A 22,258-nucleotide genomic window follows, 5' to 3' on the forward strand; every position below is an offset into this window, starting at 1 on the left:
TTACTTTCCTAATTCTAATTGATTTTTAACCAAATTATAATAGCTTCCTTTTTCTTTGATCAAAGACTCGTGATTTCCTACTTCTATAATTTCTCCTTTATCCAGTACAACAATCTGATCGGCATTTTTAACAGTACTTAATCTATGGGCAATAACCATTACTGTTTTATCTTTAAAAAAGGTATCTAATTTTTCCATTATTACCTTTTCATTATTTGCATCTAGAGCAGAAGTCGCTTCATCAAAGAATAAAAATTTAGGGTTTTTATATACAGCTCTAGCAATAAACAATCGTTGCTTTTGACCAGTACTTAATCCCACGCCTTCCATTCCTATTTTTGTGTTATAAGATAGTGGTAGCGATTCCACAAATTCTTTAATATTTGCTACATCTACAGCGTGAGCTAATTTTTTCTTATCTACATAATCTTCTCCAACTGCAATATTATTAGCAATTGTATCATTAAATATATACCCTTCTTGCATTACAACTCCAAATTGATCTCTCCAAGATTTTTGCGATACGTGCTGTAAATCGTGAGAACCAATAAATATTTGTCCTTCATCTGGTTCATAAAACTTTAGTAGAATTTTCATGAGGGTAGTTTTTCCACTACCACTTACACCAACTACTGCGGTTATTTTATTAGCCGGAATAGAGAGTTTTAAGTTTTGTAAAACAGGTTTGTCAGATCCTACATATCTAAAGCTAAGATTTTTAATTTCAAAACCAGAATTATCGGGAATTTCCCGAATCTTTTCTTCTCCAGATTTTTCTTCGTCTTCCTTATTATGAATTTCTCCGAGACGTTCTAATGAAATCTGAGCATCTTGCAATTCTCTTAAGAAATTAATCAATTGAGTAATTGGAGCATTTAATTGCCCTACGATAGATGTAATTGCGAGCATCATACCCAAAGTAATTTCTCCGTCAATCACCAATAAAGCAGAAAGAACAGTAATTAGTATGTTTTTTAGCTCGTTTATAAAAGCAGAACCAACACTTTGATATTGTTCTAAAGCTAGGTTTTCTATAGATATTTTGAAAAGCTTAGCTTGTACAAATTCCCAATTCCACCTTTTTCTTTTTTCGGCATTGTGGAGTTTAATTTCCTGCATACCATTTACCAACTCAATTACCTTGCTCTGTTCTTCACTGATTTGGGAAAAACGCTTATAATCTAATTTTTTACGTTTTTTGAAAAATATTAATATCCAAGCAAAGTAAAAAGCACTACCAATTGCAAAAACTGAAAAAATGGAGAAACTATAATAAATAAGAACAATACTAAAAACGATTAAGTTCACCATCGAAAATAATACGTTTAATGAGGACATAGTAAGGATCTGTTCTATCCTTTTATGGTCATTAATCCGCTGTAATAAATCTCCAGTCATTTTTACATCAAAATAGGAGATGGGTAGATTCATTAACTTAATAAAGAAATCTGATATTAGAGAAATATTTATTCTAGTACTTAAATGTAATAAAATCCAACTTCGTAGAACATCTATTAAAGTTCTTCCAATAAAGAGCGATAATTGTGCGATTAACACTAGATATACAAAATTAATATCTTCGTTTTCGATACCTACATCAACGATACTCTGAGTAAGAAAAGGAGTAATTAATTGTAATAAACTCCCTGCAGTTAATCCAAGAATAAGTTGAAAAATGAATTTTTTGTATTGGAAAACATATTTAGAAATAAATTTGAATCCAAACTCTTCATCTTTCTCATCTAAATTATCATTGTAGAATTTTGGTGTTGGTTCAACTAATAATGCAACACCTTCTTCAGTAGTTTGATCAGCATTATTACCAATCCAAGCTTTAATGAATTCTTCTTTGGTATATGTAATTAAACCATGAGCAGGGTCTGACACATAAATTGTCATACCTCCTTTTTTGGTAGTTTTGATTTTATAAACTACTACATAATGTACTTTGTTCCAGTGTACTATACAAGGCAAAGGAACTTCTAATAATTGATCTAAGGATAGTTTTACTCCTAATGATCTAAATCCAATACTTTCTACAGCTTCGCTTAAACCGAGTAAAGAACTTCCTTCTCTTGTTGTCTCACTTAGAGATCTAAGTTTCTGAGTGTTTAGTACTTTTCCGTAATGTTTAGCTATGATTTTAATACAAGTAGGTCCACAATCTTTTGATTCGGCTTGTTTGTAAAAAGGAAATTTAGGCATTAAAAGTTTTAATTTTGAGTGATGAGTTGTTCTACAAAGAAAAGTAATTCTTTTTGATTATACTATCAAACTTGATTAGATACTAAATTGTTTATATGAATTAGTTTAACTAATAAGCAATTTGTTACCCAAGAAAGATGAATTATTTTTAAATATTATTTTTTAGGTTGATAGCGAAACGCTAACATGTTCTGGTTGTAGGATTTCTAATAATAACGTTTTTTCTAGTACAAAAGAAATCATCCTAGTTTTAAAACTTGTAATGTCTTGTCCAAACTGTTTTAAGAAATCTTCATCTTTTGATAATTCATCATATAGTTCTTTTATGGAAACAGGTTCCATAAAATATAGTAAAATACTATGCCAACCAACAAGATCTTTTTTATCTACTTTTCTATTATATGGAATTGTAAATTCTATAGTGATTGGCTCTGCATTAAAATCGATAATACATTCTTTTTTTAAAACAAACTTGGTTGTTAGCAATTCTTCAATAGTTACGTTTTCTACAAAATCATAAAAATCAAATATTTTCTGTAATCTAGAAGGCTTAATTTCTTGATCAAAACCTTGATCAGGAAAAAGTTTATGGAGTTTAGTTTTTATATTCTTATAATATTCCGGGAAATGATATTGAAGTCTGGCTTCAATTTGTTCGCAAGCAAAAATTGATTTTTTAGCAAATCCAATACAATGAATGAATTTAGAAATAAGGGGTACTGTACTTAAATCAATGATTTCTGCAAAATTTGGTTGTACGTTATCAAATAAATATTGAACTTTTAAATCGTTTTTATCCGTAATAGCAAATCCCAGTTGTTGTTCGAAAATAGTATTGAATATTCCAATATCTATATGAGGGAAATGACGTTGGTTTTTTTCTATTAAGTTTTTAGCCGTAGCATACAATTCTTTAAAATAATTATTGTTTTTCCCGCCAATAAAGCCGGCATTATGAGCTTGAATTTTACCGTTTTTGTAATAGTTATTTATGAGTTCATTAGGTATAGAATCAAAATTTGCGAGCATATACTTAAATGTTTTAGCATACCCAGGAAAGTTTGTTTCAATGTTTTGAGCAATGATGTCATACTGATCGATATCGTAAGGGATTTTGTCCCAAATAAAAATATCATTATCTAAGTGAATAAAAGGTTCACTTTGTTCAGCACATGTAACGAGCTTCCCAAAAGCCCATAGTTTGGGATGATAATTATTGATTTTCTCCAGATTAGTATGAATGTTAGAATAGGGTAATTCTAGTAAATCATCAAATAGTTCTTTTCCTCTATTGTCAGTAAATAGTTCATTTGATTTGTAAAACCTATTTATGGTTAGAGCGCTTAAGGCAAAACTATAAAATGCATATTTTTGATTTGGCCATCCACCATTAAACCTAGCATTTGCATCATCCGAGTTGTGATATGTAGGTTTAGTCCAAAAACTTTGAATTATTTTCATGATACTGTGTGTTTAAAAAGAGGATGTTTAAAAAACACCCTCTATAAATTAAGATAAATAGATCTTAGTAATTAGGCTTACACCAAGTATGCAATTCAGTGTCATAATATAAATATTGACCGTTAATCCAAGACCCATGAGGAGGATACATTTTACCGGATGGGCAATTAGGGTAAGACCCATATTCGTAGCCACCAGTAATTTGCTTAGCTTCTTTTCTGTCTAAGATTTCACCTTTGATTTTCTTTAAAATTTCTGATTTTTTCATTTTTACATGATTTTAAATTAATAATGATTTGATAGTATACTATTACTATATAATACGATGAAAAGGAGAAATGTTACTAGGGAGAAATTCACTTAAACGTTGTAGTGTTGATAAGTTGTTAGAATTGTATGTTTTTTAACATAATCCTGACATAAGTATTGGTTAAAATGTTATTTTTTTATCAAAATGTGGCCCTATGCAATGTGAACTGTGGAGAAGTGGTAATTTCCTTTTGAAAGAAAATTTTAGAAGAGATATAATTATTAATGACGAACATTCTTGAGATATATAAAATAAAAAGGAGTGTTTTTATATAAAACACTCCTTTTTAAGGATACAATCAAGCTTGGCTTTTAGCGTAAACTTAACTTGGTGGAGGCTATTCCTTTTTCATTTTGGATTTGTACTAAGTACAGTCCGCGGGCTAATTCTCCTATTTCAAAATTAGTTCCCGGTTCAAAATTACCTTCAAATTTCTTGGCTAATGAACCAGTGATATTATAAACAAATACTTTCTGTACAGATTCATCAATACTAAATGTAGTTTTAGCAGGGTTCGGGTATGCGTTAAAACTATTCCCTTTAATAAAATCCTGAGTACTTAAACTACGTTGTTGATTCGCATATATTTTAAATTCACCAGGTTGTAATGAAATAACGGCGTTTACATCAGTCACTTCTATAGAAGATCCTGCTTCATCTAATAAATCATACCAAGTTCCAGTTTCTTGAAAAGTAGGATTGATAGAAATGGTACTAACTCCAAAATTTCCAATAATGGTTACATATTCTATTTCATCTCCTGTCGCAGAAGCATCCGTAAGTTGAATTTTCTTTGATGTGGTTGATGATAATGATAGTGCGAAGTCATTAGTTGCAAATATCTTCTCATTTAACTTCAGATCAATTAACTTAGTATATACATCATATACATCCGTTCTATCAGTAACGTTTAAATAATCCCAACGGATAGGTTTTGGATTTGTTCTACATCCATCATCTATACTACCATCTTCACAACGATTAATGCTAAAACCATATCCTAATTCGCCAAATTGCCAAATCATTTTTGGTCCTGGAATAGTAAAGTAAAATGCACCGGCAAGTTCTACTCGATCCAACGCAGTAGATAGTTCGGTTATATCGTAGGTTGGAGAATTGGTGTCATTTCCGAATTGAATGTTTTTATACATCAAACGTTCTTCATCATGGCTCTCCATATAACTAATATTTGATGGAGTAGTCCAACCACGAGATAAATAAGAAACGGATTGAAAATTAGAATCTCCATACCCCATTGTAGCTTGATTATAGTTGAAATTACTATTCCCCCAAACAAGCATACCTTCATTAATTAAGATGGTTTCTTCAGAATTTGGGGCGAAATGTTCAAGAATAACATATGCATCAGCATCAACAGCTTGAATCGCTGTATTCATTCTGGTAAGTATATCAATTCGGCTTTGATCAAATGATCCTCCATCGCCAATAGTGTTAGTAAATCCCTTGGTGAAGTCAAATCTAAAACCATCAATATTGTATTCTGTTAACCAATATTCGTTTAATCGATCAATATAATCTTCTGTAGCTTGTGATTCATGATCTATATCATTAAAGAATGAAAAAGTCGGATTAGAATCAGTTTCCCTAAATATTGGGTTCTCTGCAGTCGCCTGACCATTATAGCAACCATTACAATCATTCCACATTCTATAATAAGGGTTTTGACCAGTAGCATGATTGTAAACAACATCTAATATAACCGCAATCCCTCTAGCATGACATTCATCTATAAATTGTTTAAATGCAGTAGGAGTTCCATAATACTTATCCAATGCCATGTGAAATGAAGGGTTGTATCCCCAACTAATGTTTCCATCAAATTCTGATACAGGCATTAATTCGATTGCATTTACACCTAAATCTTCTAAATAATCTAGTCTTGCTTTAACGGCATCAAAAGAATGTAAATTATCAAAATCACGAATCAGCAACTCATAAATAACTAAATCGGTAACCTCCGGTCTTTGAAAACCGGTAGTTTGCCAAATGTATGGCGCTTCTCCAGTTTTAAACCAGGATACAGCATCATTAGTTTTTCCAGTTGGATAACTTGGTAAATCAGGAAAAGTTACATTGTCTATAAATGAATCATTAAATTCAGATAATATTAGGGTAGAGTAGGGGTCAGCAACTGATATAGAAGCATCCACTACATATTGATATAGAATATTTGCATTATTAGTTAGGTTATCTAAAGTAATCCAAAACCTGTCTTGTGCACTATCTTTATTTAATAGATATGTGTTGTCAAGAGTCCAGTCATTGTTATTGAAATTCCCTTTTAAATGCACATAGTTTTTTCCGGGAGCGTATAATACGAATGTCGCAGACGTTCCATCTAGATTCAATCCATCCTTCATGCCAGCAGGCACAGGAACTTCAGTAACTACAGGAGTAGTAATGGCTGAAAAAGTTTCTGATAAAGAGTTTGTTGTTCCAGTTTCTGTGGCCACTAGCTCAAAGTCAACTCCTTCTGTAATAGTATAATTAGTAGTGTAATTTGTAATATTTGCTTGCGTATCAACGGATGCACCGTTAGCAAAAAGTTCAAAATCTGCATTTACGGTAGAAGTAGCAGTAATAGTAAGATCATTTCCATTATCAATGATACTTACGGATTCGGTAGGAGCATCCAAAGTAAGTTGAAAGATACCTACGTTGACCACATTGTCTTGAGTTTTATTATCACCAGTACCATCCTGAGCTTTCGCTAACATACCTATACGATCAATCCCAGTAGTACCATAAAAAGTAGTTGGCGTTAATGTAATAGAATATGTTCCATTTCCATTATCAGTAAAAACTTGAGGTTGAGCACTATTTGATGAATCTGTCCAATCACCATTATTTGGAGAGTTGATGGCAGCTGTTGCAGTTGGGCTATCAAAATACCATGCCCATAAGTATAAGTCTGTTGTCCCCCATGCACTAAGATCTACTCCAGATACAGTAATTGTGATTTCATCATCTTCGTTAAAAGCTGAAGGAGTAATTGTAAAAGTTGCATTTTGTTGTTGGGCATTAGACATAATGAGTCCTAGAAAGAACATAAATAATAAAGTAAACTTTTTCATGACGCTATATGTTTAAAGCAAAAAGGCTGTTAATTTAATAACAGCCTTTTCTATGTTTATATTTAACTATTGAGGTGTTAAAGTATATGTATAATTATTAGGGTTACTTAGGTCTAAAGTAACTAAGTATGTTCCAGCAGTATCAACACTAAGGTTTCCACCATTAAATCCTAATTGACCATCTTCTGCTCCAGTACCTAAATTATCCTGTGGATCATCCCAGTTGTCATTAGCTCTAAATTTAAACTCATCAACAGTTAAGTCAACTACGATACTCCAAGTTTGAGCAGCGGCATCATACGTTAAATCTGTATCACTATCCCAACCTGTTGGTGTAGCAGCTCCAATAATACCCCATACTTGCTTTCTTGATGTCCAAGTGATGTTTTCTGGATCAGTAAAATCGGCATCTATTTTATAGTACCCTGCTTCAGAAACTCTCATGTTAGATTCTCCTTCTTGCACTAAAACCCCTGAAGATCCACTTCCGTCAGCATCTCCATAATCTCCTTCAAAACTAGTATTGGTAGGTAATACTTTAAACTCTGGACTAGCATTGTTTAAGAAAATATATCCTTGAAAAGCAGTTGCTCCGAACTCAGCAGCTTCAATAGTTGGTAAAGTATCTGCAGGTGTCCAATCGTCACCATATCCACCAGCGCTTAAGAAGTTTCCAATAATAAAAAACTTAGGTGCTTCCGTAGTAAATGGAGTTATAACAACAATTCTTGATTCAGAATATTGAGGTTCTCCAGCTCCAACATTTGCAGCAATTCTAACTTCTACGTTAGAAGGCTCTCCTGGAGCTAAACCTAATGCCAAAGCTGCATTATTAAAAGAATCTACAGATACAGGAATTTGTAATGAACTACCACTTCCTAGTTCTTGAGCAGAAGCGAATTCATTTCCTTCCGTATCAACTTGAACAATATAGTTTGTAGCAGCATCAAAATTGAAATCCGCATCTGTAAATGTAAACCTCTCTGCGAGCAGGTCTTTAGTTTCAAAAGTAAATACATAAGAAGTTCCAGCTTCTGGAGCAGTTAATACAGGAGCTTCGGCTAATTCAAAAATTGGTCTATCTTCTATGTTATCGTCACTTGTACATCCAATAAATAATGTACTTAGTATAGCTAATGTTAAAAATATTTTTTTCATTTTATATAATTTTTTAATAACCTGAGTTTTGATTAATGTTTGGATTTGCTACTAATTCAGTAGACGGGATTGGGAAAAGGCTTATGTGAGGAGGTAGTGGAGAACCATTGGTTGCTCCATTTTTAAATGGCCATAAATAGGTTCCTCCAGTAAATTGTTCGAATCTTATTAGATCCGTTCTTCGCTGGCCTTCCCAGTATAATTCTCTTCCTCTTTCATCAAGTAAGAAGTCTAATGTAAGATCTCCAGCATTTATATTTCCGCTAGAGTCACCATAAGCACGTTCTCTTAGTTGATTAACATATCCTACAGCATCATTAGGAGTACCTCCTGTACCACCTCTTACTACAGCTTCGGCATAGTTTAAGAAAACTTCTCCAAGTCTAAACATGTGAAAATCAGCATCTACATGTGTCCCTGTTCCATCTGATCCTGGTTCTAAATCTACTCCAACGTTTCTCCATTTTTGTATTGCATATCCATCAGAATAATTTGAAAGTGTTGCAATCTCAAGAGTTTGACCGTTTGAATAGAATTTTCCTCTTGAGTCATTCCAAAGTGGCTGAGAAGCAATCGAAACTGCCATAGTTGGTGCTGATACTTCAGTACCATTATTAGTGATAACACCAGTCAAAAAGTTATAGGTATATACCTCGTTTGAGTCAAAGTCAGGATTAATGTTATTTTCATCAGTCCCTAGATATTCAAAATCACCATCCGCATCAAATGCTTTTAATGTACCTGCGTCTTCAGCTAATAATCTTAAATCATTGTCATATTCATAGATTTCAAAGGATCCACTACTATTTCCAAATAACTCAACAAAAGATTCTGTAGTTCGTACTCCAAACCATCCACCATCTATACCAAAGGCTCTAGGTCTAATATTTCCACCAATTGGAGCATGTGTTAAGAAAGTCGTTCCTCCAAAAGATTGTGTGTTAATTCCATCAAAGGCAACACTAAAAATACTCTCGCTTTGAGAACCATTGAAATTATTATCTGCTAAGAAAAGTTTTTGATAATCATCGACTAAGGCAAAACCTGCGTTCAATATTTTATTAGTGTATTCTAAACTTTCTGTATACATTTCTACACCAGTATATACTTCTGCATTTAAGTAAAGTTTTGATAATAGCATCCATACCGCAGCTTGGTCAGCTCTTGGATATGAATTTGTTTGTGGTGCTGGCATTTCATCTTCGATAGCTAATAACTCAGATACCACAAAATCAAATGCTTCTTTTCTAGAAACTTGTGGAGGAATAAATCCAACTACTGGATCATTTTCCGTGAAGAAAGCAATATTCCCAAACATATCGATCAAATGAAAATGACTTAATGCTCTTAAGAAACGAGCCTCAGCTCTAAATCCTTGAATTTCTGTTCTTAAAGCTGCAGATACTCCTCTCGAATCTAATTTGCCATCCGTCGTTTGTCTCAAATATTCGTTTACCGATGAAACCTGAAAATTAGCTCTATCATAGAACGCTCTTACAAAAGCATTACTAGAAGTCCATTGTCCAAAATTTAATACAGGTAGATCAGGATCTCCCCAAGCAATTACAGCTTCATCTGTTGGTAATTCTTGTAGTTGCCAAAATCCTCTTAAGTATTGGCCGAAACCTGCGTCAATACCTGAAATGTCACTATCACCCGGACCTAACTGACCACTTACCGCTAGTCCAGAGTATAGCTTACCAAGTGCTTGCAAATATGCTTGATCAGAACTAAAGAATTCATCCGTAGTTTGATTCTGATCATCATTAACTTCTACATCTAAATCATCAGTACAAGACCCTACAGATAATAGGAACGTGCATATACCAATGTTTATTAAGTTTTTAAATTTTATCTTCATTGCATTAATTTTTAAAAGTCTAAATTAACTCCAAATTGGTACGTTCTTGGTCTTGGATAAATCGTACTATCAAAACCACTACTGATTTCAGGATCTATACCAGTATAATCAGTAATAATTAAAACATTATTCACCGTTCCGTACAATTTCATATCAATATTCTTATAGTTCAAGAAATTCTTAAAAGTGTATCCTAAAGAGATGTTATCTAATTTTAGGAATGAAGCATCTTGGATATAATAATCTGAAGAAAACCTATCAACTCCACCATCAAAAAAGTTAGACTGTAATAAGTCTGTAGTAGTGTTAGAAAGTGTATTCTGGAAATTCAAAATTCTTCTTCCATTACTTCCCGCATCTACAAAATTATAGTTATAATTCCCTACACTACCTCTCCAGAACATACTAAAGTTCCAATTCTTATAATCTAAGATGGTATTAAAACCGTAAAAGAAATCTGCTGCGGGTTTTCTATAAATATATTTATCTTTCTCATTTATGATGTTATCGTTATTTCTATCAACATAGGCTCCTTCTACAGGTGTTCCGTTAGCATCATATATTTGTTCAAATACCCAATAAGAATTAGGAGCGAAACCTACCGTTTGAATATTAATATTACTACCAACAAAACCGGTATTAAAGAACCCTTCGAAATTTGGATTATCTACTGCAAATAATTCTGTAACTTCTCCTTTTTGAAAAGTTATATTACCTCCAATTTGCCATCTTAAGTTTTCTGTTTGGATGGGAGTAACATTTAAAGAAAGTTCAAGCCCTTCATTAGTTAAGTTCCCTAAATTCACATCATCTTCGTTTGATAAACTACCACTAGGAAGAGCAGCTAAAAAGAGAAGATCTTCGGTTTCTTTTCTATATACATCTATGGAACCGGATACTCTACCATCAAAAAGCCCATAATCTAAACCTACGTTATACTGAGTTGTAGTTTCCCAAGTTAAATCTGGATTATAAGGAAGTGCTAGACCTGTAGAGATAAAGATTGGAGTTCCATCTGGTTCCTGACCAATCTGATATTGAGATTGTGGATCACTAGTCAATATTCTAGCAAGAGATGGCGTAGCATCACCGATACTTTGTTGTGGTGTAACACCATAACTTACTCTAAACTTTAATTGAGAAATTAAATTAGAATCTTTTAAGAAATTCTCGTTGTGTGCATTCCAAGAAAATGCTCCAGATGGACTATTTGTCCATTGATTTTCGAGACCAGAAAATCTTGAAGTCGCATCTCTTCTAAAACTTCCTGTAAAAATGTATTTATCAGCAATAGAGATAGTAGCCCTTCCAAAAAATCCTAATAAGACTTCTCTTGGATTATTAAATGGGTTATCTATTTCTACAAGATCGAATCCTCTACTAAAATTACTACCACTATCCAGAAATTTCTGATAAGAATATCCCGCTGTAACATCAAAAGTGGTATTTAGATCTTCAACATCTTTTCTGTAATTTAGATAGAAATCAAAAAGTAAATTTTCTCTTTTTTGTTGAGATCTGCTAAAACTGTCATTTCCAGTTCGAGCAGCGTTGGCTACCGAATTTGCAGACGTAACATTTTCAGTTTTTGCACTTGCTATTTCATACCCTACATTTAAGTTCGCTCTTAACTCTGGTAGGAAATGAAATTTATAATCTACTTCTAAATTACCTAGACTTCTAAAGATTAGACCACGACTATCATTCTGTTCTAAAGCAGCTACAGGGTTTTGTCCTGCAAGAGCAATGGCATTACCACTACCATCTAACCATTGAAAGTAATTTCCAAAATTATTATCTTGAAATACTGGTTGTGTGGGATCAAAACCAAGAGCAGCACCAATATTTGTAGTTGCGTAGGTGTAATCTTCAATAGCAGTTTTGATATTAGTATTAATTCTCAAGTGATTATCAAAAAATTTTGTTCTTATATTAGCGGATAAAGAGGTTCTGTCTAGCTGATCAGTCTTTATAAGTCCTTCTTCACTTAGTAAACCAAGTGATACTCTATAATTAATCCAATCCCAACCACTGGAAAGGCTAATGTTATGATTTGTAGATACAGCATTTTGAAGAATCTCGTCTTGCCAATCTGTATTTTCTGTTCCTAATAAATCAATTTGTGCTTGAGATCCATTAGCAGTAACATATTCTCTAAACTGATTCCCATCAAGAGCTTCAATTTTGTCAACTATTTCGGAAAATGTAACATTTCCGTTATAATTAAATTTTAACTTACCATCAGTATTTAATCCTTTTTTTGTTGTTATAATAATTACTCCATTAGAAGCTCTAAAACCATAGATTGCCGTTGCAGATGCATCTTTAAGTACGGTAAAGGATTCAATATCGTTTGGATTAATTGAATTTAGATTATTTCTTGTTCCTCCAGGTCCTGGATCTAATGGAACACCATCTACAATTATTAATGGATTGTTAGAAGCATTAAGAGAAGATCCTCCCCTAATTCTTATCGTTGACCCCTCACCAGGAGCACCTCCATTATCAATTACTGTAACACCGGCTGTACGTCCTTTGATCAATTGATCAGGAGAAGCATTTACACCTTGATTAAAGTCATCTGCAGTAACGGTAGTTACAGAACCAGTTAAGTCTTTCTTTCTAACTGATCCATATCCAATAACCACTACTTGTTCTAGTTCCGCAGCATCTTCTTGTAATGCAACATCAATTCTACTTGTTCCAGAGTATGGAAATTCTTGTGCAATAAAGCCAACATAAGAGAACTCAATTATATCCCCATTGTTAACCCCATTTAATACATAATTCCCATCAAAATCTGATGAAGTTCCATTTGTTGTTCCCTTTATGATGATGTTCACACCGGGGATCGGTTGACCATTTCCAGCATCGGTAACAGTACCACTGACCGACGACTGTGCAAAAAAGCTCATTGGTATCAACCACAATAAAAACAATGCGCTTTTAGTAAATGTTTTCATAAAAATTTAAATTAGTTTTTAATTGTTTTTAGCCTTATATTTTCACTTTCTGGAGTCCAAAGTATGTAAAATCTATGTTAAATTTGAGCTACGGTGTAGCCGTAACCTTACTCAAACGTTTGCGTGTGGATAACTTTTAAAATTCTGTTAAAATTTTAAGGGTAATTGTGATCATATCGCATATTTTCGCATTAAAATTTAACTTTTAATAAAAAATTCAAGGGAAATGAAGCAAAAAGTTACGTTAAAACAAATAGCTAAAGAACTAGATGTATCTATTTCAACAGTGTCAAAAGCTTTAAAAGATAGTGTAGAGATTAGTTTAGATACTCGACAAAAGGTAAAAGCTTTCGCTAAGTTGTATAACTATAAACCTAACAACATTGCACTTAGTCTAAAAAACAGGAAAACAAAAACAATTGGTGTTATTATTCCGGAGATAGTTCATCACTTTTTTACCACTGTAATTGGTGGTGTAGAAAAGGTAGCCAATGAAAAAGGATACAACGTAATTATATGTTCTTCTAACAATTCTTTTGATAAAGAAGTAATAAATCTAGAAATGTTGGCTAGTGGTAGTGCAGATGGTTTTATCTTATCAGTAGCGAAAGAAACACAGCAAAAAAAAGATTATCATCATATAGAAGAAACGATGAGTCAGGGAATGCCAGTGGTTCTTTTTGATAGAATTATTGATGAATTAGTATGTGATAAGGTTATTATTGATGATGGAAAAGGAGCACAAACCGCTACGAATCATCTATTGTCTTTAGGATGTAAAAAGATTGCAATTCTTACTACAGTTGATTATATCAGTGTAGGTAAGTTAAGAACCAATGGCTATCTTAGAGCATTAAGAGCTTATGATATTACGGCTAGAGAAGATTATATCTTAAAAATTGAGGATATTGATAATTGCGAAGTAGAAATATCAGAATTTCTTCAAAATAAAGATGTGGATGCAATATTTGCTGTAAATGAACTTTTTGCAGTTACCGCAGCTAGAGTTTTAAATGATCAAGGGAAAAAAGTACCAGACGATGTCTCAATAGTAGGTTTTACAGATGGTATATTATCTAAACATTTTATCCCAAGTTTAACAACAATTAGTCAACACGGAGAAGAGATGGGGATAAGGGCTGCCAAGCTACTTATAGATAAGCTTGAGGGAGAAGAAGATGTTCCTGAAGAATATAAAACAGTTATTATAGACACGAGCTTGATCCAACGACAGTCTACAAAAAAATAACATACTAAAATTATTTTATTTAAAATATTATAATATATTTGACGCCTATCAGAACTTATATTTTCACTTTCTACTAACATAAGTTTTGATAAGTGTACGCGCTTATCATAGTAATTATTAAAGATTTACTTAATGAACAAGCGTAAGCTAAGTTTCTGGGAAATTTGGAACATGAGTTTCGGTTTTCTAGGAATACAATTCGGTTTTGCATTGCAAGGCGGATTCATGTCTAGAATTTTTCAGACGTTAGGAGCAGAAATCCATGATATTCCAATCATGTGGATTGCGGCACCATTGACCGGTCTATTGGTACAACCTATTATCGGATATTTAAGTGATAGAACTTGGAATCCTAGATGGGGAAGAAGAAGACCTTATTTTCTAATTGGAGCTATTTTTAGTTCCATAGCATTATTTTTTGTGCCGCACTCTCCAGCTTTGTGGGTAGCTGCTGGTTTTTTATGGATTTTAGATGCCTCCATTAATATTTCAATGGAACCTTTTAGAGCTTTAGTAGCGGATAAGTTACCTGAATCACAAAGGTCTTATGGATTTGTAATTCAAACATTAATTATTGGTATAGGAACTTGGATAGCGAGTAATCTTCCTTGGATGGTTTCTCAATTAGGTGTAAGTGATTCTGCTGCTAATGGAGTGGTTCCCATGTCAGTTAAGGTTGCTTTTGCCATTGGAGCTTTTGTCTTTCTTATAAGTATTTTATATACAGTTTTTACAACGACAGAGTATCCTCCAGAGGATATGGAAGAGTTTAAAAGAGAAAAAGAAAAGAAAAATCAGTTTATTCCAGATATTTTGAATAACATCGGGAGTATGCCTTTAACAATGAAGAAGTTAGGTGTAGTGCAGTTTTTTAGTTGGTTTGCTTTTTTTACTATGTGGAGTCTTACCAACCCTGCTTTAACTGAGCATATTTTTGAAACTCCTGCACCAGTAGAAGCAAATTACAATATGGATTCTGAAGAATCTGTAAATGAGTTTCAAATAGCTAATACAGCATTCCAAAAATCATCAAATGAGGTAGGTAAATACATGGGTGTTTATGGATTATCATCTATGGCTTTTGCTCTAATATTAGCTTTTTATACTTCTAAAAGAAGAATTAACAGAAAACTAGTACACCTTTTTTCATTAATATTGGGAGGAGTAGGTTTTATATCTATGTATTTTATACCATCTCCTTCTTGGTTAATACTTTCTTTTACATTAATAGGTTTTTCTTGGGGTAGTATTTTGTCTATGCCATATGCAATGTTATCCAGTTCTGTTGATCCTAAAAAGATGGGAGTCATTATGGGAATTTTTAATATGTTTATTGTTATACCGCAGGTGATAGCCGCTTTGGGAGGAATAAATTATACGTATAAGCTTATAGGAGAAGAAACAATTAACGCAATGATAGTAGCAGGAATTAGTCTAATTATAGCTGGTTTTTGTAACTTGTTGATTACTAATAAAGATGCTATCACATATAACCCAAAATAAATTTAGAATGACAAAAAAAGCATTCATATTTGATCTTGATGGTGTCATAGTGGACACTGCAAAATATCATTTTCTAGCATGGCAAAATTTAGCCAATGGTCTTGATATTTCTTTTTCTGAAGAACAAAACGAACAACTAAAAGGAGTTAGCCGAGTGCGATCTTTAGAAAAAATTTTAGAATGGGGAAATAAAACCATTTCAGAACAAGAATTTACTGCCTTGATGGCTAAAAAGAATGAAGAGTATCTAAATTATATCGAAACTATGGATACTTCAGAAGTTCTTCCAGATGTGCCAAGAGTTTTAGATTATCTTTTAACCAAAGATCAAGCTGTTGCTCTGGGATCCGCTAGTAAAAATGCCAGAATTATTCTAGATAAGGTATTGCTTAAAGAAAAGTTTCAGGCTATTGTAGATGGGACAAATGTTTCTAAAGCAAAACCAGATCCAGAAGTGTTTTTAATTGGAGCGCAAAAATTAGGAATAGAACCTGAAAATTGTGTTGTTTTTGAAGATTCTGTTGCAGGTATTCAAGCTGCTAATACTGCAAATATGGTCAGTATTGGTATTGGAGATCCAAAAGTGCTGCATGAAGCAGATTATATATTTAAAGATTTTACAGAAATAAAAGAAGAATTCATTAACCAATTAGTTACAACCAGTAAAAAATAAGAATAATTTGAAATGCCTATCGAAGAATTCAATTGAATATTTAATAGGTGTTTCTATCAACTAAAAATAAAAAAAGAGAACCGATGAATCAGGATTATATTAAACCAGATAACTGGTCTATAATTGAAGAAGGATTTGATGTAGAACGAGTTAAATCCTCAGAGAGTCTTTTTAGTATAGGTAACGGAGCCATGGGGCAACGTGCGAATTTTGAAGAGACGTATACAGGACCTACTTTTCAGGGAAGTTATATTGCAGGAGTATATTATCCTGATAAAACCAGAGTTGGTTGGTGGAAGAATGGATATCCAGAATATTTTGCAAAGGTATTGAATGCGCCAAACTGGATTGGAATTGATGTAGAAATTAATGGAGAAAAATTAAATCTTCATAAGTGTAAGACAGTATCAGATTTTCGTAGAGAACTTAATATGAAAGAAGGTTGGTACCAACGTTCTTTCAAAGCAGTTTTAAGAAACAACACGGAGATATTAGTAAGATCTACAAGGTTTTTAAGTTTAGATTTAGACGAAGTTGGAGCTATTAAATATGAAGTTACTTCTCTAAATAAAGAAGCTATAGTCCATTTCACACCTTATTTGGATGCTGGAATTACTAATGAAGATACAAACTGGGATGACAAATTTTGGGATACATATGAAGTATCACATAAAGGGAACGCGGCTTACATATCTTCAAAAACAATGAAAACAGAGTTCCATGTATGTACAGGAATGCTTAATCAATTGTTTTTAGATGGTAAAAAACAAGATGTTTATCCTACTGTTGAAACTAACAAAACCTATGCAAGTCTTAAGTATGAGGTGAAAGTAGAAAAAGGTCAAACTACCGAATTACATAAATTTGGGGGATATACAGTTTCATTAAATCACAAACAAGAAGACATAGCGTCTGCTAGTGCTGCAGTTTTAAAACAAGCTTCTGAATCTGGATTCGAAGCTTTGTTAGATTTACAAAAGAAAGCCTGGTCCAAGATTTGGGAAATGGCAGATATTGTTATTGACGGAGATGTAAAAGCACAGCAAGGAATTCGTTTTAATATTTTTCAATTGAATCAAACCTATTTAGGTAAAGATGCGCGATTAAATATTGGACCTAAAGGCTTTACTGGAGAAAAATATGGAGGAAGTACCTATTGGGATACCGAAGCATATTGCATACCTTTTTATATGGCTACTAAAAATCAGAATGTAGCTAGGAGTTTATTACAGTATCGTTACAATCATTTAGATAAGGCGATTGAAAATGCTGAAAAACTTGGATTTACGAATGGAGCAGCATTATACCCAATGGTAACCATGAACGGAGAAGAATGTCATAATGAATGGGAGATTACATTCGAAGAGATTCATCGAAACGGCGCTATGACATTTGCTATTTATAACTATCTACGATATACTGGAGATTATAGTTACATTCCAGAAATGGGATTAGAGGTAATGATAGCTATTGCTCGTTTTTGGCATCAGAGAGCTACTTTTTCTACGGATAAAGAAAAATATGTGATACTAGGCGTAACTGGACCGAACGAGTATGAGAACAACATCAATAATAACTGGTATACTAATTATTTAGCAAAATGGTGTATTGAGTATTGTGTTGAAAATATTGAAAAGGTTAAGTCAGAATATGAGATTGATTATAATAGAATTATAGAAAAGACAAAACTTGGCCAAGAAGAAATAAATGCAATGCTAAAGGTAGCTGAAAAAATGTATTTTCCATATTCTGAAAAACACCAAGTATACTTGCAACAAGATGGCTTCTTAGATAAGGAACTTATTACTGTTGACAATCTGGATAAATCGCAAAGACCTATTAATCAAAAGTGGAGCTGGGATAGAATTCTAAGATCTCCTTATATAAAGCAAGCAGATACCTTGCAAGGTTTCTATATGTTCGAAGATCAATTCACAAAAGAAGAATTGAAACGCCATTTTGATTTTTATGAGCCATTTACAGTGCATGAATCTTCACTTTCACCTTGTGTACATAGTATACAAGCTGCTACTCTAGATAGAATGGATCAGGCATATACGTTCTATTTAAGAACTTCTAGATTAGATTTAGATGACTATAATAAAGAAGTTGAAGAAGGACTGCATATTACAAGTATGGCAGGAACTTGGATGAGTATTGTAGAAGGTTTTGGAGGGTTAAGAGTAAAGAATGATAGATTGTCATTTACACCTAAAATACCTAAAGAATGGAAAGGTTATGCATTCAATGTAAACTTTAGGAACAGTATATTAAAGGTAAATGTTTCTCAAGAAGGAACTACTTTTAATTTAGAAGGAGAACATGAGTTATTGATATATGTAGATGGAAAGGAATTTACAATATCTCCAAATAGTTTGATGAGCGTTTAATTCATTTATATAAATGAAATGTAAATACCCCAAAAGCAAAAGTTTTTGGGGTATTTAATTCAATTCTAGTTTTAGAATTAGGTAAAATTTACAAATCAAAATTAAATCAATGAAGAATATATTAACCGTGCTTTTTGGGTTAATCGTTTCATTAACCTTTGGGCAGATCGAAAAAATAGAACCTCCGTTTTGGTGGAGTGGTATGCAGTCTAACCAATTGCAGTTAATGTGTTATGGTAACGATATATCTAAATACAATATAGAAATAGAAGGTATAACCATAACTGATATTACAAAAACAGAAAACTCTAATTATGTTTTTATAACTATTGATACTAAAGATGTACCATCTGGTAAAGTCTTGATTAATTTCAAGGAGAATGAAAAAGTAGCTTTTTCAGAATCTTATGAATTTAAGGCTAGACGAAAAGGATCAGTAGATCGAAAAGGGTTTGATAGTAGTGATGTGATGTATTTGATTATGCCAGATCGCTTCGCGAATGGTAATCTAGATAATGATTCACATAAGGATACTGTCGAAAAGGCAAATCGTTCTAACCCTGGTGGGCGTCATGGAGGAGATATACAAGGAGTAATAGATCATTTAGATTATTTAAATGATTTAGGAGCAACTGCACTTTGGAGTACGCCTTTATTAGAAGATAATGAATCTACTTATTCTTATCATACGTATGCACAAAGTGATCTTTATAAAATTGATTCGAGATATGGAACTAATGAAGATTATAAAAGATTAGCTACTGAAGTGCATAAGTTGGATATGAAATTGATTATGGATTATGTAACGAATCATTGGGGATCTAAACATTGGATGATTCAAGATTTACCAACAAAGGATTGGATTCACCAGTGGCCCGAGGGTTTCAGAAGAAGTAATTATAGAATGACGACTCAGTTTGATACCAATGCTTCTACAGTTGATGCAAAAGGATGTATGGATGGCTGGTTTGATACTACAATGCCCGATATGAACCAAAGCAATCCATTACTTCTTAACTATATAACTCAAAATGCAATTTGGTGGATAGAATATGCCGATTTGGATGGTTTTAGAGTGGACACATATTCATATAATGATAAAGAAGGAATTGCAAAATGGACCAAAGCCATCATGGATGAGTATCCTAAATTTAATATTGTAGGAGAGGTTTGGATGCATGATCAAGCACAGATGGCGTATTGGCAAAAAGATAGTAAAATTGGAGCAATAGATAATTACAATTCACATTTACCTTCTGTTATGGATTTTACACTCCATGATGCGGTTACCGTTATGTTTGATGAAGATGGTAATTCTTGGGATAAAGGAATGATCAGGGCCTATGAAAATTTCACCAATGATTTTTTATATCCAGATATTGATAATATACTATTGTTTGCAGGTAACCATGATACGAATAGAATCAATGAGATTTATCAGAGTGATATTAATAAATATAAGATGGTAATGACCCTAATTTTTACTACTAGAGGTATTCCTCAGATCTATTACGGAGATGAAATAGGAATGTTAGGTAATAGAGATAAAAAAGGCGATGGTGATATTCGTAGAGATTTTCCTGGAGGATGGCCGGATGATAAAAGAAGTGCATTTATCTCGGAAACTTCAAAGGATAAAGTAGGAGGTAGAACACAAGATGAAGAAGCATTTCATGCGTTTACCAAAAAAGTATTAAACTGGAGAAAATCAAGTATTGCTATTCATAAAGGAAAGCTATTACAGTACATACCTTTTAATCATGTATATGTCTATTTCAGGTATACTGAAAATGAAAGAATAATGGTCGTCATTAATAATAATTCTGAAAATCAGGAACTTGATATGACCCGTTTTGAGGAAGGATTAAAAGGTTTAAAAATGGGGAAAGACATTATTACTGATACTACCATTGACGTTAGCGAAAATATAGCAATTCCGGCTAAAACATCAATGATTATAGAATTACAATAAACTTTAAAAACAAAATTATAAAATAATGAGAAAAGTAACTTTCTGTCTTGTCGTAGCAGGCATGATAATTTCCTGTGGAAAGCAAAAAAAAGAAGAAACAGTTGCAAAAGCAGAAACTGTTGTAGAAGAAGTAAGTAAAGGATTAGCTGCTGTTAGTGGCGCTATGATGGAAAATGCGGTGATATATGAAGCAAATATTCGTCAATATTCTGAAGAAGGATCTTTCAAAGCTTTTACTAAGGATATTCCTACTTTAAAAAACCTTGGAGTAAAAATACTTTGGGTTATGCCTATTTATCCAATATCTACTACCAAAAGTAAGGGATCACTAGGTAGTTATTATGCGATTTCTGATTACACCAAAGTAAATCCAGAATTTGGAACCTTAGAAGATTTTAGAGAGTTGGTAAGAACAGCACATGATAATGGGATTTATGTTGTGTTAGATTGGGTAGCAAATCATACCGGATGGGATCATGTCTGGTTAAAAGAACACCCTGAATTTTATACTAAAAATGATAAAGGAGAAATTACGCATACTGTAGGTACTGATTGGACGGATGTTGCAGATCTTGATTATGATAATGAAGAGATGAGAAAAGGAATGTTAGATGCAATGAAGTATTGGGTAGAGCAAGAAGGAGTAGATGGTTTTCGTTGTGACGTAGCTGGGATGGTGCCAGTTGATTTTTGGAATAACACAGTTGCAGAACTTAAGAAAATTAAACCTGTATTTATGCTAGCTGAAGGTTGGGAATCAGAATTAATGGAAAAAGCATTCGATATGGGTTATGGATGGGATACACATCATGTAATGAATCATATCGCTAAAGGAGAAAACACCGTAGACGCTTGGGATAAAAGAATGGTTCAAGTAGATTCTATGTATGCTAAAGACGATATCTTAATGAACTTTACCTCCAATCACGATGAGAATTCTTGGAATGGGACTGTGCAAGAAAGAATGGGTGATTCTAAAGAATTATTCGCTGCATTATCATATGTAGCTCCTGGAATGCCGTTAATTTATTCTGGACAAGAATATGATATGGATAAGCGTTTATTGTTTTTTGAAAAAGATACGATCATCAAAAAGAAAGATGTATTCTATCCACTATATGAAAAATTAGGAAAGCTTAAAAATGAAAACTCAGCATTACATGGGGGTAAAAATGCAGCTTCATATAATAGAATTAAAACTTCAGCAGATACTAAAGTGTTGGCTTTTAAAAGAGAAAAAGAAGGAGATAAAGTCGTTTTTGTTGCAAATATGACAAAAGAATCTGTGAAATTTACAGCAGAGTACGATGGTAAATTTAAAGATTATCTTTCTGGAGAATATGTGGATGGTGCTAAAGGTCAGGAATATGAGTTAGATCCTTGGCAGTATTTGATATTGATTAAACAAGAATAATCAA

13 protein-coding genes are annotated in these 22,258 nt (G+C 32.9%); 6 read left to right on the forward strand and 7 right to left on the reverse strand.

The window, feature by feature from the left end; all coding sequences use genetic code 11:
• The 7 genes from BMY33_RS17460 to BMY33_RS17490 form a co-directional block, all read right to left on the reverse strand.
• The gene (locus tag BMY33_RS17460; protein WP_091410928.1) at positions 1-2,205 is read right to left on the reverse strand and encodes a peptidase domain-containing ABC transporter; all 2,205 of its coding nucleotides are present in this window, start codon (positions 2,203-2,205) and stop codon (positions 1-3) included.
• A gap of 162 nt (positions 2,206-2,367) precedes the next feature.
• Positions 2,368-3,666, reverse strand: a complete 1,299-nt coding sequence (locus BMY33_RS17465; protein WP_091410930.1) for a DUF6734 family protein — start codon at positions 3,664-3,666, stop codon at positions 2,368-2,370.
• Positions 3,667-3,730: 64 nt separating this feature from the next.
• Positions 3,731-3,934 (reverse strand): hypothetical protein, encoded by a 204-nt coding sequence (locus BMY33_RS17470; RefSeq protein ID WP_027394054.1) that lies wholly within the window; start codon positions 3,932-3,934, stop codon positions 3,731-3,733.
• A 353-nt stretch (positions 3,935-4,287) separates the two neighbouring features.
• Positions 4,288-7,071, reverse strand: coding sequence for an alpha-amylase family glycosyl hydrolase (locus tag BMY33_RS17475; RefSeq protein ID WP_234424200.1), 2,784 nt, complete (start codon positions 7,069-7,071; stop codon positions 4,288-4,290).
• Positions 7,072-7,137: 66 nt separating this feature from the next.
• Positions 7,138-8,229 carry a SusE domain-containing protein gene (locus BMY33_RS17480; RefSeq protein WP_091410932.1) on the reverse strand — a complete coding sequence of 364 codons (1,092 nt, stop codon included), beginning with the start codon at positions 8,227-8,229 and terminating at the stop codon, positions 7,138-7,140.
• A gap of 13 nt (positions 8,230-8,242) precedes the next feature.
• Positions 8,243-10,090, reverse strand: coding sequence for a RagB/SusD family nutrient uptake outer membrane protein (locus tag BMY33_RS23825; protein WP_091410934.1), 1,848 nt, complete (start codon positions 10,088-10,090; stop codon positions 8,243-8,245).
• 11 nt (positions 10,091-10,101) lie between these two features.
• Positions 10,102-13,053, reverse strand: coding sequence for a SusC/RagA family TonB-linked outer membrane protein (locus BMY33_RS17490; RefSeq protein ID WP_091410935.1), 2,952 nt, complete (start codon positions 13,051-13,053; stop codon positions 10,102-10,104).
• 226 nt (positions 13,054-13,279) lie between these two features.
• Here BMY33_RS17490 and BMY33_RS17495 point away from each other — a divergent pair, with 226 nt between their 5' ends.
• From BMY33_RS17495 to BMY33_RS17520, 6 genes are all read left to right on the forward strand, one after another.
• Positions 13,280-14,302: a LacI family DNA-binding transcriptional regulator gene (locus BMY33_RS17495; RefSeq protein WP_091410937.1), complete on the forward strand. Its 1,023-nt coding sequence runs from the start codon at positions 13,280-13,282 to the stop codon at positions 14,300-14,302.
• 132 nt (positions 14,303-14,434) lie between these two features.
• A complete protein-coding gene (locus BMY33_RS17500; RefSeq protein WP_091410938.1) occupies positions 14,435-15,805 on the forward strand; it encodes an MFS transporter in 1,371 nt (456 codons plus the stop codon).
• A 7-nt stretch (positions 15,806-15,812) separates the two neighbouring features.
• Positions 15,813-16,478: a beta-phosphoglucomutase gene (gene pgmB / locus BMY33_RS17505; RefSeq protein WP_091410940.1), complete on the forward strand. Its 666-nt coding sequence runs from the start codon at positions 15,813-15,815 to the stop codon at positions 16,476-16,478.
• An 83-nt stretch (positions 16,479-16,561) separates the two neighbouring features.
• The gene (locus tag BMY33_RS17510) at positions 16,562-18,868 is read left to right on the forward strand and encodes a glycoside hydrolase family 65 protein (protein ID WP_091410942.1); all 2,307 of its coding nucleotides are present in this window, start codon (positions 16,562-16,564) and stop codon (positions 18,866-18,868) included.
• Positions 18,869-18,977: 109 nt separating this feature from the next.
• Positions 18,978-20,840, forward strand: coding sequence for a glycoside hydrolase family 13 protein (locus tag BMY33_RS17515; protein WP_091410944.1), 1,863 nt, complete (start codon positions 18,978-18,980; stop codon positions 20,838-20,840).
• Positions 20,841-20,865: 25 nt separating this feature from the next.
• Entirely contained in the window at positions 20,866-22,254 is a 1,389-nt protein-coding gene (locus tag BMY33_RS17520; RefSeq protein WP_091410946.1) for an alpha-amylase family glycosyl hydrolase, read from the forward strand.
• Positions 22,255-22,258 lie beyond the last annotated feature (4 nt).

The organism is Aquimarina amphilecti, from assembly GCF_900109375.1.
In the GTDB taxonomy this organism is placed as follows: Bacteria; Bacteroidota; Bacteroidia; order Flavobacteriales; family Flavobacteriaceae; genus Aquimarina; species Aquimarina amphilecti.

Excerpts from the sequence above, each read along its gene's own strand:
- BMY33_RS17520 (WP_091410946.1), top strand. The coding sequence starts at position 20,866 with ATGAGAAAAGTAACTTTCTGTCTTGTCGTAGCAGGCATGATAATTTCC.
- BMY33_RS17460 (WP_091410928.1), bottom strand. The coding sequence starts at position 2,205 with ATGCCTAAATTTCCTTTTTACAAACAAGCCGAATCAAAAGATTGTGGA.
- BMY33_RS23825 (WP_091410934.1), bottom strand. The coding sequence starts at position 10,090 with ATGAAGATAAAATTTAAAAACTTAATAAACATTGGTATATGCACGTTC.
- BMY33_RS17490 (WP_091410935.1), bottom strand. The coding sequence starts at position 13,053 with ATGAAAACATTTACTAAAAGCGCATTGTTTTTATTGTGGTTGATACCA.
- pgmB (WP_091410940.1), top strand. The coding sequence starts at position 15,813 with ATGACAAAAAAAGCATTCATATTTGATCTTGATGGTGTCATAGTGGAC.
- BMY33_RS17495 (WP_091410937.1), top strand. The coding sequence starts at position 13,280 with ATGAAGCAAAAAGTTACGTTAAAACAAATAGCTAAAGAACTAGATGTA.
- BMY33_RS17480 (WP_091410932.1), bottom strand. The coding sequence starts at position 8,229 with ATGAAAAAAATATTTTTAACATTAGCTATACTAAGTACATTATTTATT.
- BMY33_RS17515 (WP_091410944.1), top strand. The coding sequence starts at position 18,978 with ATGAAGAATATATTAACCGTGCTTTTTGGGTTAATCGTTTCATTAACC.
- BMY33_RS17475 (WP_234424200.1), bottom strand. The coding sequence starts at position 7,071 with ATGAAAAAGTTTACTTTATTATTTATGTTCTTTCTAGGACTCATTATG.
- BMY33_RS17500 (WP_091410938.1), top strand. The coding sequence starts at position 14,435 with ATGAACAAGCGTAAGCTAAGTTTCTGGGAAATTTGGAACATGAGTTTC.
- BMY33_RS17465 (WP_091410930.1), bottom strand. The coding sequence starts at position 3,666 with ATGAAAATAATTCAAAGTTTTTGGACTAAACCTACATATCACAACTCG.
- BMY33_RS17510 (WP_091410942.1), top strand. The coding sequence starts at position 16,562 with ATGAATCAGGATTATATTAAACCAGATAACTGGTCTATAATTGAAGAA.
- BMY33_RS17470 (WP_027394054.1), bottom strand. The coding sequence starts at position 3,934 with ATGAAAAAATCAGAAATTTTAAAGAAAATCAAAGGTGAAATCTTAGAC.